At 71.9% G+C, this 12,459-nt stretch carries 12 protein-coding genes; 11 read left to right on the top strand and 1 reads right to left on the bottom strand.

Annotation, left to right across the window (positions count from 1 at the left end):
* Nucleotides 1-30 precede the first annotated feature (30 nt).
* Nucleotides 31-834: a thioredoxin domain-containing protein gene (locus tag J4N02_RS10575; RefSeq protein ID WP_188332790.1), complete on the bottom strand. Its 804-nt coding sequence runs from the start codon at nucleotides 832-834 to the stop codon at nucleotides 31-33.
* Nucleotides 835-890: 56 nt separating this feature from the next.
* Between J4N02_RS10575 and J4N02_RS10570 the strand changes: the two genes are divergently transcribed.
* From J4N02_RS10570 to J4N02_RS10520, 11 genes are read left to right on the top strand one after another with little or no spacing between them, the layout of a single operon-like run.
* Nucleotides 891-2,231, top strand: coding sequence for a folylpolyglutamate synthase/dihydrofolate synthase family protein (locus tag J4N02_RS10570; RefSeq protein WP_182815691.1), 1,341 nt, complete (start codon nucleotides 891-893; stop codon nucleotides 2,229-2,231).
* Nucleotides 2,228-2,563 carry a DUF4233 domain-containing protein gene (locus tag J4N02_RS10565; RefSeq protein ID WP_182815693.1) on the top strand — a complete coding sequence of 112 codons (336 nt, stop codon included), beginning with the start codon at nucleotides 2,228-2,230 and terminating at the stop codon, nucleotides 2,561-2,563. The genes J4N02_RS10570 and J4N02_RS10565 overlap by 4 nt, the downstream gene beginning before the upstream one ends.
* 9 nt (nucleotides 2,564-2,572) lie before the next feature.
* Nucleotides 2,573-2,980, top strand: coding sequence for a nucleoside-diphosphate kinase (ndk, locus tag J4N02_RS10560; RefSeq protein ID WP_188332791.1), 408 nt, complete (start codon nucleotides 2,573-2,575; stop codon nucleotides 2,978-2,980).
* Nucleotides 2,977-4,122, top strand: a complete 1,146-nt coding sequence (locus tag J4N02_RS10555) for a CPBP family intramembrane glutamic endopeptidase (protein WP_188332792.1) — start codon at nucleotides 2,977-2,979, stop codon at nucleotides 4,120-4,122. Before ndk ends, J4N02_RS10555 begins: the two co-directional genes overlap by 4 nt.
* A 47-nt stretch (nucleotides 4,123-4,169) precedes the next feature.
* On the top strand, nucleotides 4,170-7,100 hold the full coding sequence (locus J4N02_RS10550; protein WP_188332793.1) for a Na+/H+ antiporter subunit A: 2,931 nt from the start codon (nucleotides 4,170-4,172) through the stop codon (nucleotides 7,098-7,100).
* Nucleotides 7,097-7,525: a Na(+)/H(+) antiporter subunit C gene (locus J4N02_RS10545; RefSeq protein ID WP_182815701.1), complete on the top strand. Its 429-nt coding sequence runs from the start codon at nucleotides 7,097-7,099 to the stop codon at nucleotides 7,523-7,525. Before J4N02_RS10550 ends, J4N02_RS10545 begins: the two co-directional genes overlap by 4 nt.
* Complete coding sequence (locus tag J4N02_RS10540) at nucleotides 7,522-9,051, top strand: Na+/H+ antiporter subunit D (protein WP_188332794.1); 1,530 nt, start codon at nucleotides 7,522-7,524, stop codon at nucleotides 9,049-9,051. Before J4N02_RS10545 ends, J4N02_RS10540 begins: the two co-directional genes overlap by 4 nt.
* Nucleotides 9,048-9,632, top strand: a complete 585-nt coding sequence (locus J4N02_RS10535; RefSeq protein ID WP_188332795.1) for a Na+/H+ antiporter subunit E — start codon at nucleotides 9,048-9,050, stop codon at nucleotides 9,630-9,632. The genes J4N02_RS10540 and J4N02_RS10535 overlap by 4 nt, the downstream gene beginning before the upstream one ends.
* Nucleotides 9,632-10,066, top strand: coding sequence for a monovalent cation/H+ antiporter complex subunit F (locus J4N02_RS10530; protein WP_208090933.1), 435 nt, complete (start codon nucleotides 9,632-9,634; stop codon nucleotides 10,064-10,066). Before J4N02_RS10535 ends, J4N02_RS10530 begins: the two co-directional genes overlap by 1 nt.
* Entirely contained in the window at nucleotides 10,063-10,467 is a 405-nt protein-coding gene (mnhG, locus tag J4N02_RS10525; RefSeq protein ID WP_223202163.1) for a monovalent cation/H(+) antiporter subunit G, read from the top strand. The genes J4N02_RS10530 and mnhG overlap by 4 nt, the downstream gene beginning before the upstream one ends.
* A 30-nt stretch (nucleotides 10,468-10,497) precedes the next feature.
* Nucleotides 10,498-12,444, top strand: a complete 1,947-nt coding sequence (locus tag J4N02_RS10520; RefSeq protein WP_188332796.1) for a TIGR03960 family B12-binding radical SAM protein — start codon at nucleotides 10,498-10,500, stop codon at nucleotides 12,442-12,444.
* Nucleotides 12,445-12,459: the final 15 nt, after the last annotated feature.

Here is a 12,459-nt window from a genome sequence, read left to right as displayed (position 1 = left end):
TGCGGAGGATCGGTGACTCCCGAACCGGGTTCAGGCGTGGGCGAGGATGTACGCCTTGAGGCCGTCGGGGGTGAAGGGCGTCACCGCGTTGAAGTCGACCGGGGTGCCGTTGATGGCGAGCGTCGGCGTCCCGCGGACGCCGTCGGCGCCGGCCGAGGCGTTCACCCCGGCGACGAAGTCCTGGGTCGCCCGGCCGTCGTAGCAGGCCTGGAACGCGGTGAGGGCGTCCCCGGTGATGCCGACCGCTGCGGGCAGCTCTGCCCGCAGCAGTGCGTCGGAGTACCCCTCGGCGCCCCGGACCTCGGCGGCCGCCTGGTGGGCGTACACCTGGGTGGAGTAGTCGAGGTAGTGCCCGGCGTCCGCGGCGCAGGCGGCGCCGAGGGCGGCACGCGTCGAGGCCGTGTTGCCGATGTTGTTGTCCATGAAGGTCATGGTCTTGTGCTGCAGCGTCCAGTCGCCGGCTTGGGCCGACTGGGCCAGCATCGGCCCGAAGGCCTCCTCGAAGGACTTGCAGTTGGGGCACTGGTAGTCGAGGTAGAGGGTGAGCGTCGGCGTCCCGGCGCGGCCTTCGGCCACGACGAGGGCGTTGCCGTCGGCGCTCGCCCCGGTGGGCACGACCTGGGCCGCCAGCGGCGTGGTGGCGGTGCTGCTCGCCGACGGTGTGGCGGCGACCTGGGCCGGCGTCCGGTTCACGAAGGCGTAGACGAGGATGCCGATGAGCGCCGCGGCGATGAGGACGGCGACGATCCCGACGATGCGGCGGGTGACCTGCGCCCTGGCGCGGGCCTCCTGCTGGCGGCGGAGCTGCTCGCGACGGTTGGCTTGGACGTTCACGGCGCCACGATACCCACCCGGGGGGAAGCCGTCCGCACCGGTAGGCTGTGCCCGCCATGACAACCCACGCCGAGATCTCCCGCGCCCTGCAGGCGCGCTGGCCCGAGCACCGCGTCGCCCCGAGCCTGGCGCGCATCCGGGCGCTCACCGACCTGCTGGGCGAGCCCCAGACGGGCTACCCGGTCATCCAGGTGGCCGGCACCAACGGCAAGGGCAGCACCGCGATCATCATCGAGGCGCTGCTGCTCGCCCTGGGGCTTCGGGTCGGCCGCATCGCCTCCCCGCACCTGGTCGACCTGACCGAGCGCATCAACCTCGACGGCCGGCCCATGGACGCCGCGGCCTTCGACGCGCTCGTGGCCGACGTCCAGCCGCTGGTCGACCTCGTGGACGCCCAGCGCCTCGACGACGTCTCCATGACCTTCTTCGAGGTGATGACCGGCCTGGGCTTCGAGGCCTTCGCGCAGGCCCCGGTCGACGTCGCCGTCGTCGAGGTCGGGCTGGGCGGCACGTGGGACGCCACGTCGGTCGCCGACGCCGACGTCGCCGTCATCTGCCCGATCGACCTCGACCACACCCACCTGCTGGGCGACACGCTGGAGGAGATCGCGACCGAGAAGGCGGGCATCATCAAGCCCGGTTCGATCGCCGTCGTGGCCCGCCAGCACCCCGAGGTGGACGCCGTGATCGCCGCCCGGGCCGCCGAGGTGGGCGCGCGCGTGCTGCGCGAGGGCGTCGACTTCGGGCTCATCGACCGCACGCTCGCCGTCGGCGGGCAGGTGCTGCGCCTGGAGACCGTGAGCGGGCCGGCGTCCGGCCTCGTGCTGCCGGTGCACGGCGAGCACATGGCCCACAACGCGGCCCTCGCCGTGGCCGCCGTCGAGGCCCTCCTCGGGGGCAAGCCGCTGGTGCACGACATCATCGCCGAGGGCTTCGCGACGGTGAAGGCGCCCGCACGGCTCGAGCTGGTCCGGTCGGGACCGCCGATCGTGCTCGACACCTGCCACAACGTGCACGGCACCCGCGCCACCCTGGCCGGCGTGCGCGAGGCCTACGACTTCACCCCGCTCATCGCGGTGGTCGGGATGATGGCCGACAAGGACGTGGAGGGTGTCCTGGCCCTCCTGGCCGAGGAGGTCACGACGATCATCTGCACCCGGGTCGCCTCGACCGACCGCGGCCTGCCGGCCGACGAGCTCGGCGAACTCGCCGAGGAGGCCTTCGGCGCCGAGCGCGTGCACGTGCGCGAGTCCCTGCCGGACGCGCTGGAACTGGCCGTGACGCTCGCCGACGAGGCGGGGGCCGGGGCCGGCATCCTGGTCGCCGGCTCCGTGATCCTGGCCGGAGAGGCCCGGGCCCTGCTGGTCCGCAACGACGACGAGGAGGACCAGCGGTGAGGCTCGCCGACGGCAACCCGATGACCAAGACCCTGATGCTCACGCTCATCTTCGAGGTGGTCGTCTACGTGCTGGCCATCCCCGGCATGATCCAGGTCGACGCCGTGCCCCTGGCGCCCGCCTTCGGCACCGGGCTCGCGGCCGCCGCCCTGGCCGGTGTCGCCGCCGGGACGCTGCGGCGTCCGATCGGCTGGCCGCTGGCCTGGGCGGCCCAGGTGGCCGGCATCCTGCTCGGCCTGCTGACCCCGTGGATGTTCGCGGTGGGCGGCGGTTTCGCGGCCCTGTTCCTCGTGGAGTTCATCCTCGGCAAGAAGATCGAGTCGCGCCAGTAGGCTGGGGCCATGAGTGAACGCAGTCTCGTCCTGATCAAGCCGGACGCCGTCGCCCGCGGCCTCGTGGGCACCGTCCTGGCCCGCTACGAGGCGAAGGGGCTCACCCTCCGCGCGATGGAGCTGCGGACCATCGACGCCGGCCTGGCCGACCAGCACTACGCCGAGCACGTCGAGCGCGGGTTCTACCCCGAGCTGCGCGCGTTCATCACCGGCGGCCCGCTGGTCGCCCTGGTCCTCGAGGGGGAGCGCGCCATCGAGGCCGTGCGCGCCCTCAACGGCGCCACCGACGGCGTGAAGGCCGCCCCGGGCACGATCCGCGGCGACCTGTGCCTGTCGGGGTCGGAGAACATCGTGCACGCCTCCGACTCCGCCGAGTCGGCCGCGCGCGAGATCGCGCTCTTGTTCCCGAACCTGTGAGCCACGAGCCGGGCTGGACGCCCCCACGGCCCGACGCGCCACCCCCGGGCTGGACGCCCCCACCGCAGCCCGGGCCCCCGCCCGGGTGGGCCCCCGCCCCCCAGGGCTGGGGACCCCCGCCGCCGGGGTGGACCTCGCCGCTGCCCGACCCGCGGGCCCTGCCCCCGCACCTGCGCCCGGCGCTGCCGGTGGAGGAGCGGGACTACTACGCCTTCTGGCGCGCCCCCCGCTACCGCTGGTGGAAGGGCCTGCTGGCGATCCTGCTGGCGGCCTTCTCCTTCCTCGTGGTCAGCACCGTGCTCCAGTTCATCGGGTGGAGCGTCGACGGGGTCGACCTCTCGGTGCTCCTCGAGGGGAAGATCCCACCCGTGGGGCCCGGCTTCTTCCTGGCGAACAACATCTCCCTCGCCCTGTGCATCCCGATCACCATGTTGGCCGCGTGGGTCTGCGTCCAGCAGCGCCCGCGCTGGCTGACGTCGGTGGTCGGGGGCATCCGGTGGCGCTGGCTGGGCCTGCTCGTGGCCGCGCTCCTACCGGTCTGGGTGGTCGTCATCGGCGGGTCGCACTTCTTCGGCCCCCTCGACGAGGTGCGCGTCCGCGACTACACCCTGGTCATGATCGTCGGGATCCTGCTCACCACGCCGCTCCAGGCGGCGGGGGAGGAGTACCTGGTCCGCGGGCTGCTCGGCCGGGCGGTGGGATCGTGGTTCCGTGCCCCGGTGGTCGGCCTGGTCGCGTCCACCATCGTGACGGCCGTGGTCTTCATGGCCATGCACGGCGCCGGCGACCCGTGGCTGAACGCGTTCTACCTCGTGTTCGCGGCGGTCGGTTCGTGGGCGACGTGGCGCACGGGGGGCCTCGAGGCCGCCATCGCGATCCACGCCGTGCACAACACGGTCTCGATGGCGCTACTGCCCTTCATCGACTTCTCCGACATGTTCAACCGCGAGGCAGGCGTGGGGGACGCCACCGTGCTCATCCCCATGGCCCTGCTGCTGGTGGGCGCCGGCATCGTCGAGTTCCTGGCCCGACGCCGCAAGCCGGCCGCCACCGGCGCCCCCGGACGCCGCGAACTGGAGTCCCTCGCCCTGCCCCGCCCGGGTTTCGGGCCCGGCCCCGGACCGATGGCCGGGCCACGGTAGACTGACCCCCGTTCCCCGACCACCGATCCACCGAGAGGCGTGACCGCGTGCTCCTCAGCCTCATCGCCCTGCACTTCGCACTGGGCGTGACGGCTGCGTGGTGGGTCCGGCTCCTGGGTCGCAACGCCTTCCTCGTCGTCGCCATCGCACCCGCGATCGGCTTCGGCTGGCTCCTGACACTGGCCCCGGCCGTCCAGTCCGGGTCGGCGTTCGTCGAGGCCACCCCGTGGATCCGGTCGCTCGCGGTGTCGCTGAGCTTCCACGTGGGGCTGCTGCAGTGGCTGCTGGCCCTGCTCGTCACGGGCATCGGCGTCGTGGTGCTGGCGTACTGCCGGTGGTACTTCACCAACCCGCCGGCCCGCACCCTGGGCCTGTTGGTGGCGTTCGCCGGGGCGATGCTGGGCCTGGTCACGGCCGACGACCTCGTCGTGCTCTACGTGTTCTGGGAGCTCACCACGGTGTTCTCCTACCTGATGATCGGCCATGACTCCTCCCGTCGCGCCAACCGCGCCGCGGCCACCACGGCCCTGATCGTCACCACGACCGGCGGCCTGGCCATGCTGGTCGGCATCGTGACCTTCGGCACCCTGACCGGCACGTTCCGCCTGCAGGCGATCCTCGCCGCCGCGCCCGAGGGTCCGGCCCCCACGGCGGCGGCGCTGCTGATGCTGGTCGGGGCGATGAGCAAGTCCGCCCTCGCGCCGTTCCACTTCTGGCTGCCCGGCGCGATGGCCGCCCCGACCCCGATCTCGGCCTACCTGCACGCGGCCACGATGGTGAAGGCCGGCGTCTACCTCGTCGCCGCACTCGCCCCGGTCTTCGCCGGCGTGCTGTTCTGGCGCGAGACGCTGACGATCCTCGGCGCGACCACGATGATCCTGGGCGGCTGGCGCTCCCTGCGCCAGACCGACCTGAAGCTCCTGTTGGCCTACGGCACGGTGAGCCAGCTGGGCTTCGTCACGATGCTGGTCGGCATCGGCACCCAGGCCGCCGGCCAGGCCGGCCTGGCGATGCTCCTGGCCCACGCGCTGTTCAAGGCCGCCCTGTTCCTCACCGTGGGCGTCGTCGACGTCACCACGGGCACCCGCGACATCACCAAGCTGACCGGGCTGGCCCGACGGATGCCGCTCCTGGCCGTGGCCAGCGGACTCGCCGCGGCGTCCATGGCCGGCCTGCCGCCCCTGTTCGGCTTCGTCGCCAAGGAGGCGGCGCTGGACGCGCTCGTCAAGGTCGCCTCCGGTGGCGACGGCACCGGCATGCTGCCCGCGCCCGCGCTGCTGCTGGCCGGGGCGATCGTGGTCGGCTCGATGCTGACCGCCGCCTACTCCCTGCGGTTCTGGTGGGGGGCCTTCGGCACCCGCCGACGCAGCGTCACCCTCGAGGTGAAGAAGCACCCGCAGCTGGGCTTCATCGCGGGGCCGGTCCTGCTCGGTGGGCTCTCGCTGGTGCTGGGCTTCATGGGCCCGCAGCTCACCGACCTGCTGGGCAGCTACACCCGCGCGATCCCCGTCGGGTCCGAGCCGCACTCGCTGGCCCTGTGGCACGGCTTCACCCTGCCGCTGGCCCTCTCGGCGGTCGCGATCACCGGCGGTGTGCTGCTGTTCTGGCAGCGGGAGTCGGTCGCCCGGGTCCAGGCCACGTTCCCGCAGGTGCCGGCCGCGAACGACTTCTACCGCTGGTCGATGCGCCTGCTCGACGTGGCGGCGGTCGAGGTGACCGCCCGCGTGCAGCGAGGTTCGCTGGCGTCCTACCTGTCGACGATCCTGACCGTCTTCGTGATCGGGGTCGGCGGCACCCTGATGCTCATGCCCGTCTGGCCCGCCGAGATGGCGTGGTTCGACTCCTACGGCCAGGTCGCGGTCGCCGTGGTCACGTGCGTGGCGGCGGTGAGCCTGATCGCCGTCCGCGGCCGCGTCCGCGCCATCATCACCGTGGGCGTGACCGGCTACGGGACGGCCCTGCTCTTCCTGCTGCACGGCGCCCCCGACCTCGCGCTCACCCAGGTGCTCATCGAGACCGTGAGCCTGCTGGTCTTCCTGCTGGTGCTGCGCACCCTGCCGAAGTACTTCACCGACCGGCCCCTGCACAGCTCCCGCTGGTGGCGCATGGTGCTGGCGCTCGCCGTCGGTGCCACGGTGAGCGCGTCGGTGCTGGTGGCGGCCTCCGCCCGCACGGCCACCCCGTCCTCGGCCGGGCTGGAGACGGCGGCGTACGAGTTCGGCTACGGCAAGAACATCGTCAACGTCATCCTCGTCGACACCCGTGCCTGGGACACCCTGGGCGAGATCTCGGTGCTCGTCATCGCGGCCACCGGCGTCGCCAGCCTCATCTTCCTGAGGTCCCGGGTGCAGCAGCGCCGCACCCGTCGGGTCACCGGCCACCAGAGCGACGGCGCGTGGCTGCGCACGACCGGCTCGCTGCACCCCGCCGCGCGCTCGCTGATCTTCGAGGTCACCACGCGCCTGCTGTTCGGGATCATGATCATGGCCTCCCTCTACCTGCTCACGGCCGGGCACAACCTGCCGGGCGGTGGCTTCGCCGGGGGCCTCGTCGCCGGGATGGCGCTCGTCGTGCGCTACCTGGCCGCGGGGGGCCGCGAGCTCGAGGAGGCCGCGCCCATCGATGCCGGTCGCGTGCTGGGCGCGGGCCTGTTCGTCGCGGCGGGCAGCGCGCTGGTGCCGTGGGCCTTCGGCGGGCGCATCCTGCAGAGCTACGACATCACGCTCGACATCCCGGCCCTGAGCGCGGTCGCGACGCCGTGGGGCACGATGAACCTGTTCGGTGACCTGCACCTGGTCAGCTCCACCGTGTTCGACGTCGGCGTCTACCTGATCGTGCTGGGCATGATGCTGGACCTGGTCCGCAGCCTCGGTGCCGGCATCGACGTCCAGGCCGAGGAGGAGCGCACGCCGCTGCCGCGGCCCGAGTCCACCACGGCCCTCCCGGCCAGCGCCCGGCAGGGGGGTGGCCCGCGATGACCGGCAACCTGACCCTCGCCATCGTGGCCGCCATCCTGATCGCGGCCGGCGTGTACCTGCTCACCGAGCGCTCCCTGACCCGCATCCTCGTCGGGGTGCTCGTGATGAGCAACGGCGTCAACATCCTGTTCCTGATCGCCTCGGGCCCCGCCGGCGACCCGCCCCTGATCGACCTGTTCGCGGGGGAGGGCATGTCCGACCCGCTGCCCCAGGCGATGGTGCTGACGGCCATCGTGATCACCATGGCGGTCTCGGCGTTCGTGGTGACGATGGCCTACCGGAGCTTCCAGCTGCACGGCAACGACGAGGTCTCCGATGACATCGAGGACCGTCGCATCCGCGAGCTGGCCGAGCGCGACGACGTCTCCGACAGCTACGAGGACATCCGGTTCTCCGACACGGGTGAGGACCGGGTGAGCGAATGAACAACCTCCTCACCGTGCCGGTGCTGCTCCCCATGGTGGGCGCGGCGCTCACCCTCATGCTCGGACGTCGCCCGCGGACCCAGCGCTTCGTGTCGATCCTGGTCCTCATCGGCGTCGTCGTCGCGGCCGGCATGCTGGCCTACCAGGCCGACACCAACGGCGTCCAGAGCCTCTGGATGGGCGCCTGGCCCGTCGGCTTCGGCATCGCGCTGGTCGCCGACCGCCTGTCGGCGATCATGCTCACGGTCGCCGGCATCGTCACCCTCGCCGTGCTGCTGTTCTCCGCCGGCCAGGAAGAGGACGAGGTCCGCAAGGAGACCCCGGTCTCGATCTTCCACCCCACCTTCCTGCTCATGTGCGCGGGCGTCTCGAACGCGTTCCTGGCCGGTGACCTGTTCAACCTGTTCGTGGGCTTCGAGATCCTGCTGTTCGCCTCGTACGTCCTGCTGACGATGGGTGGCACCGCGTCCCGCATCCGCGCCGGGTCGATCTACGTCGTGGTCAACCTGCTGAGCTCCAGCCTGTTCCTGATCGCCCTGGCCACGACCTACGCGGCCGTCGGGTCGGTCAACATGGCCCAGGTCGCTGAGCGGATCCCAGCCCTGCCCGACGAGCTGCAGTCGGTGCTGCAGTTCATGCTGCTGGTCGTGTTCGCGATCAAGGCGGCGGTGTTCCCGCTGTCGGCCTGGCTACCCGACTCCTACCCGACCGCGCCCGCGCCGGTCACGGCCGTCTTCGCGGGCCTGCTCACCAAGGTCGGCGTGTACGCGATCCTGCGCACGCAGACGCTGATCTTCCCGCACAAGCCGCTCACCGAGCTGCTGCTGGTCATCGCGCTGCTGACCATGGTCGTGGGCATCCTCGGCGCCATCGCGCAGGCCGACATCAAGCGACTGCTGTCCTTCACGCTGGTCAGCCACATCGGCTACATGATGATGGGCATCGGGCTGGCCACCATCGACGGGCTCGCCGGCACCATTTACTACACGGCCCACCACATCACCATCCAGGCGATCCTGTTCCTCGTCGCCGGGCTCATCCAGCGCGTCGGCGGCAGCAGCAACCTGGACCGGCTGAGCGGCCTCATGACCACCTCGCCGCTGCTCGCGGCGCTGTTCATCGTGCCCGGCATGAACCTGGCCGGCATCCCGCCGTTCTCGGGCTTCATCGGCAAGCTCGGCCTGCTGAGCGCCGGCGTCCGCGCCGGGACGCCGCTGGCCTGGGCCCTCGTCGCGGCCAGCGTGGTCACCAGCCTGCTGACGCTCTACGCCATCGCGAAGGTGTGGAACCGCGCCTTCTGGGGCACGCCCATCGCCTTCACCGTCGAGCCCGACGAGGGCGAGGAGGAGTCGTACCCGGGGCGTCCGATGCCCGCGGTCATGGTGACCGCCACCCTCGGCCTGATCGCCTTCAGCCTGCTGCTCACCCTCGTCGCCGGCCCCTTCTACGCCTACACCAACAACGCGGCCGCAGCCCTGCTGGACGGGGCCTACGCCCGCGCCGTCATCGGGGAGGTGGTCCCGTGACCGAGCCGCTCACCCGCCCGCCCCGGAACCGGCTGCGCTGGCAGCCCCGCCAGGTGATCGTCCTGGCGCTGGTCTGGGTCGTCCTGTGGGGCCAGGTCAACCTCGTCACGGTCGTGGGCGGGGTGCTGATGGGCATCCTGGTCACGGTGCTGTTCCCGCTGCCCTCGATCGGGTGGGCCGGACGCCCGCACCCGTGGGCGCTGCTGGTCCTGCTCGGCCACCTGGTCAAGGACCTCGCCGTCGCCTCCTTCCGGCTGGCGGTGTTCGCGTTCGGCCGCGACATGCCCAGCCCGGGCATCGTCCGGGTCGACCTCAAGGCCGACTCCGACCTCTACCAGGTCAACACCGCCGAACTGGTCTCCGTCGTGCCCGGCACGATCGTCGTGGACGCCCGCCAGCGCAGCCGCATCCTGTACCTGCACGTGTTCGACATGCCAAACGACACGACCCGCGACGAGGTGGTGGCCGACACGCTCGCCCTCGAGAAGCGGGTCGTGCGGGCCCTCGGCTCCCGCGCGGAGTTCGAGGCGCTCGACCGCGAGGTGCCCCACGACGAGCCCGAGTTCCGGGAGGTGACGTGATGCTGGACACGATCACGTTCGGCCTGGTCGCGGTCTCCTCGGTCGTCCTCGTCGTCGCCGCCATGCTCGCGCTTTACCGGCTCGCCGTCGGGCCGACGGGCCTGGACCGCGGCGTCGCCTCCGACGTCGTCCTGGCCGTGATGATCGCCGGCATCGGCGCCCACGCCATCGCCACGGGGACGTCGGTCGGCCTCATCGTCATCCTCGTCCTGTCGCTCGTCGGCTTCACCACCGCCGTGGGCCTGGCCCGGCTCATCACCGGCGCCTCCGCCCGTGAGCGGCGCTTCCTCGAGGCGGAGGCGCGCGCCGCGCACGAGGCCCGGCAGCGGGTCGAGCGGGAGCGCGCCGAGCGCGAGGGGTCCGTGCGGGAGCGGGCCGAGCGTGAGCTGGCCGAGCAGGCGGGGGAGCACCCGGGCGGGGAGGGGTCGGCATGATCGGGGACATCCTGGACCTGGTGGGGGCGGTCCTGCTCCTGCTCGGCTCGCTGTTCTGCCTGGCCGCCGCGGTGGGCGTCGTCCGGTTCCCCGACGTCCTCACGCGCCTGCACGCGGCCACCAAGCCGCAGGTGTTCGGCCTCACCCTGATCCTCACCGGCGTCGCGCTGACCCTGCGCACCTGGCCGGTCGCGGTGCTCGCGGCGTTCACGATCGGGCTGCAGATCCTCACCGCCCCCGTGTCGGGCCACATGCTGGCGCGCACCGCCTACCGCACCGACCAGTGGGACGACCAGCACGCCGTCATGGACGAACTGGGCGACGACCTCGAGGCCGCCGGCTTCACCAACATCACCGACGAGGAGGGTGGCTCCACGGCCGCCCGGCACCCGCTCGGCTGACGCCCCGCCCTGCCTTAGGATGGGTGGCCTATGACTGTTGACTCCGCCACCAGCCCTGCCTCGCTGTTCCCCCGGCTCGAGCCCCTGTTCGCCCGGGTCAGCAAGCCGATCCAGTACGTCGGCGGCGAGGTGAACTCCGTCAGCAAGGAGTGGGACACCACCGAGGTCCGCTGGGCCCTGATGTACCCCGACGCCTACGAGATCGGTCAGCCCAACCAGGGCATCGCGATCCTGTACGAGATCCTGAACGAGCGCGACTGGATCCTGGCGGAGCGCACCTACTCGATCTGGCCCGACCTGGCGGCGCTGATGCGCACCCACGGCGTCCCGCAGTTCACCCTGGACAACCACCGCCCGGTGCGCGCCTTCGACGTGCTCGGCCTGTCCTTCTCGACCGAGCTCGGCTACACCAACATGCTGGCCGCGATCGACCTGGCGGGTATCCCGCTCCACGCGGCCGACCGGGGGATCGACGACCCGCTCGTCATCGCCGGCGGGCACGCGGCGTTCAACCCAGAGCCCATCGCCGACTTCATCGACGCCGCGGTGATCGGCGACGGCGAGGAGGCCTCGCTGCGGGTCTCCGAGATCATCCGCGCGTGGAAGGCCGAGGGCCGCCCGGACGGCCGCGACGGGCTGCTTCTACGGCTGGCGTCCGACGGCGTGGTCTACGTGCCGCGGTTCTACGACGTCACCTACCTGCCCGACGGCCGGATCCAGCGCGTCGCGCCGAACCGCCCCGGCGTCCCGTTCAGCGTGGCGAAGCACACGCTCATGGACCTCGACGCGTGGCCGTACCCCAAGGCCCCCATCGTCCCCATCGCCGAGACCGTGCACGAGCGCTACTCGGTCGAGATCTTCCGCGGCTGCACGCGCGGCTGCCGCTTCTGCCAGGCCGGCATGATCACCCGTCCCGTCCGGGAGCGGAACATCGAGACCATCGGCACCATGGTCGCCGGCGGGCTCGAGGCCACCGGCCTGGAGGAGGTGGGCCTGCTGTCGCTGAGCAGCGCCGACCACTCCGAGATCGGCGACGTCACCAAGGAGTTGGCCGACCGGTACGACGGCACCAACGTGTCGCTCTCGCTACCCTCGACCCGCGTGGACGCCTTCAACATCGACCTGGCCAACGAGCTGTCCCGCAACGGGCGCCGCTCGGGGCTGACCTTCGCGCCCGAGGGCGGCAGCGAGCGCATGCGCAAGGTGATCAACAAGATGGTCACCGAGGACGACCTGATCAACACCGTCGCCACGGCCTTCGGCAACGGCTGGCGCAACGTGAAGCTCTACTTCATGTGCGGCCTGCCCACGGAGGAGGACGAGGACGTGCTGGCCATCGCCGACATGGCGGCCCGCGTCATCGAGACCGGACGCCAGGCGGCCGGCACCCGCGACATCCGCTGCACGGTCAGCATCGGCGGGTTCGTGCCGAAGCCGCACACCCCGTTCCAGTGGGCGGCGCAGGCCTCGGCCGAGACCATCGACCACCGCCTGTTCGCGCTGCGCGACAAGATCCGGGCCGACAAGAAGTACGGCCGGGCGATCGGCATGCGCTACCACGACGGACGCCCCGGCATCATCGAGGGCCTGCTCTCGCGCGGTGACCGCCGGGTCGGCGCGGTGATCGAGGAGTGCTGGCGCCAGGGCGGCCAGTTCGACGGGTGGAGCGAGCACTTCAGCTACGACCGGTGGGTGGCGGCCTGTGAGACCGCGCTCGCCGGCACCGGCGTCGACCTCGACTGGTACACCACGCGCGAACGCGAGTATGCCGAGGTGCTGCCCTGGGACCACCTCGACTCCGGCCTGGACCGCGACTGGCTGTGGGAGGACTGGCAGGACGCCCTCGACGAGCAGCCCGTCGAGGACTGCCGCTGGATGCCGTGCTACGACTGCGGCGTGTGCCCCCAGATGGACACCGAGATCCAGATCGGCCCGACCGGGAAGCACCTGCTGCCGATCACCCCGGTCCGCGGGTGACCGCGGGCCCGCGCC

This window comes from Propioniciclava sp. MC1595 (assembly GCF_017569205.1).
Classification (GTDB): Bacteria; Actinomycetota; Actinomycetes; order Propionibacteriales; family Propionibacteriaceae; genus Propioniciclava.
The sequence above is the reverse complement of the archived record's forward strand: the minus strand, read 5'-3'. Positions and strand labels throughout refer to the sequence as shown.

Bases quoted from the DNA above. Each gene is read 5' to 3' on its own strand.
- J4N02_RS10530 (WP_208090933.1), top strand. From the start codon at position 9,632: ATGCTGGACACGATCACGTTCGGCCTGGTCGCGGTCTCCTCGGTCGTC.
- J4N02_RS10520 (WP_188332796.1), top strand. From the start codon at position 10,498: ATGACTGTTGACTCCGCCACCAGCCCTGCCTCGCTGTTCCCCCGGCTC.
- mnhG (WP_223202163.1), top strand. From the start codon at position 10,063: ATGATCGGGGACATCCTGGACCTGGTGGGGGCGGTCCTGCTCCTGCTC.
- J4N02_RS10545 (WP_182815701.1), top strand. From the start codon at position 7,097: ATGACCGGCAACCTGACCCTCGCCATCGTGGCCGCCATCCTGATCGCG.
- J4N02_RS10570 (WP_182815691.1), top strand. From the start codon at position 891: ATGACAACCCACGCCGAGATCTCCCGCGCCCTGCAGGCGCGCTGGCCC.
- ndk (WP_188332791.1), top strand. From the start codon at position 2,573: ATGAGTGAACGCAGTCTCGTCCTGATCAAGCCGGACGCCGTCGCCCGC.
- J4N02_RS10540 (WP_188332794.1), top strand. From the start codon at position 7,522: ATGAACAACCTCCTCACCGTGCCGGTGCTGCTCCCCATGGTGGGCGCG.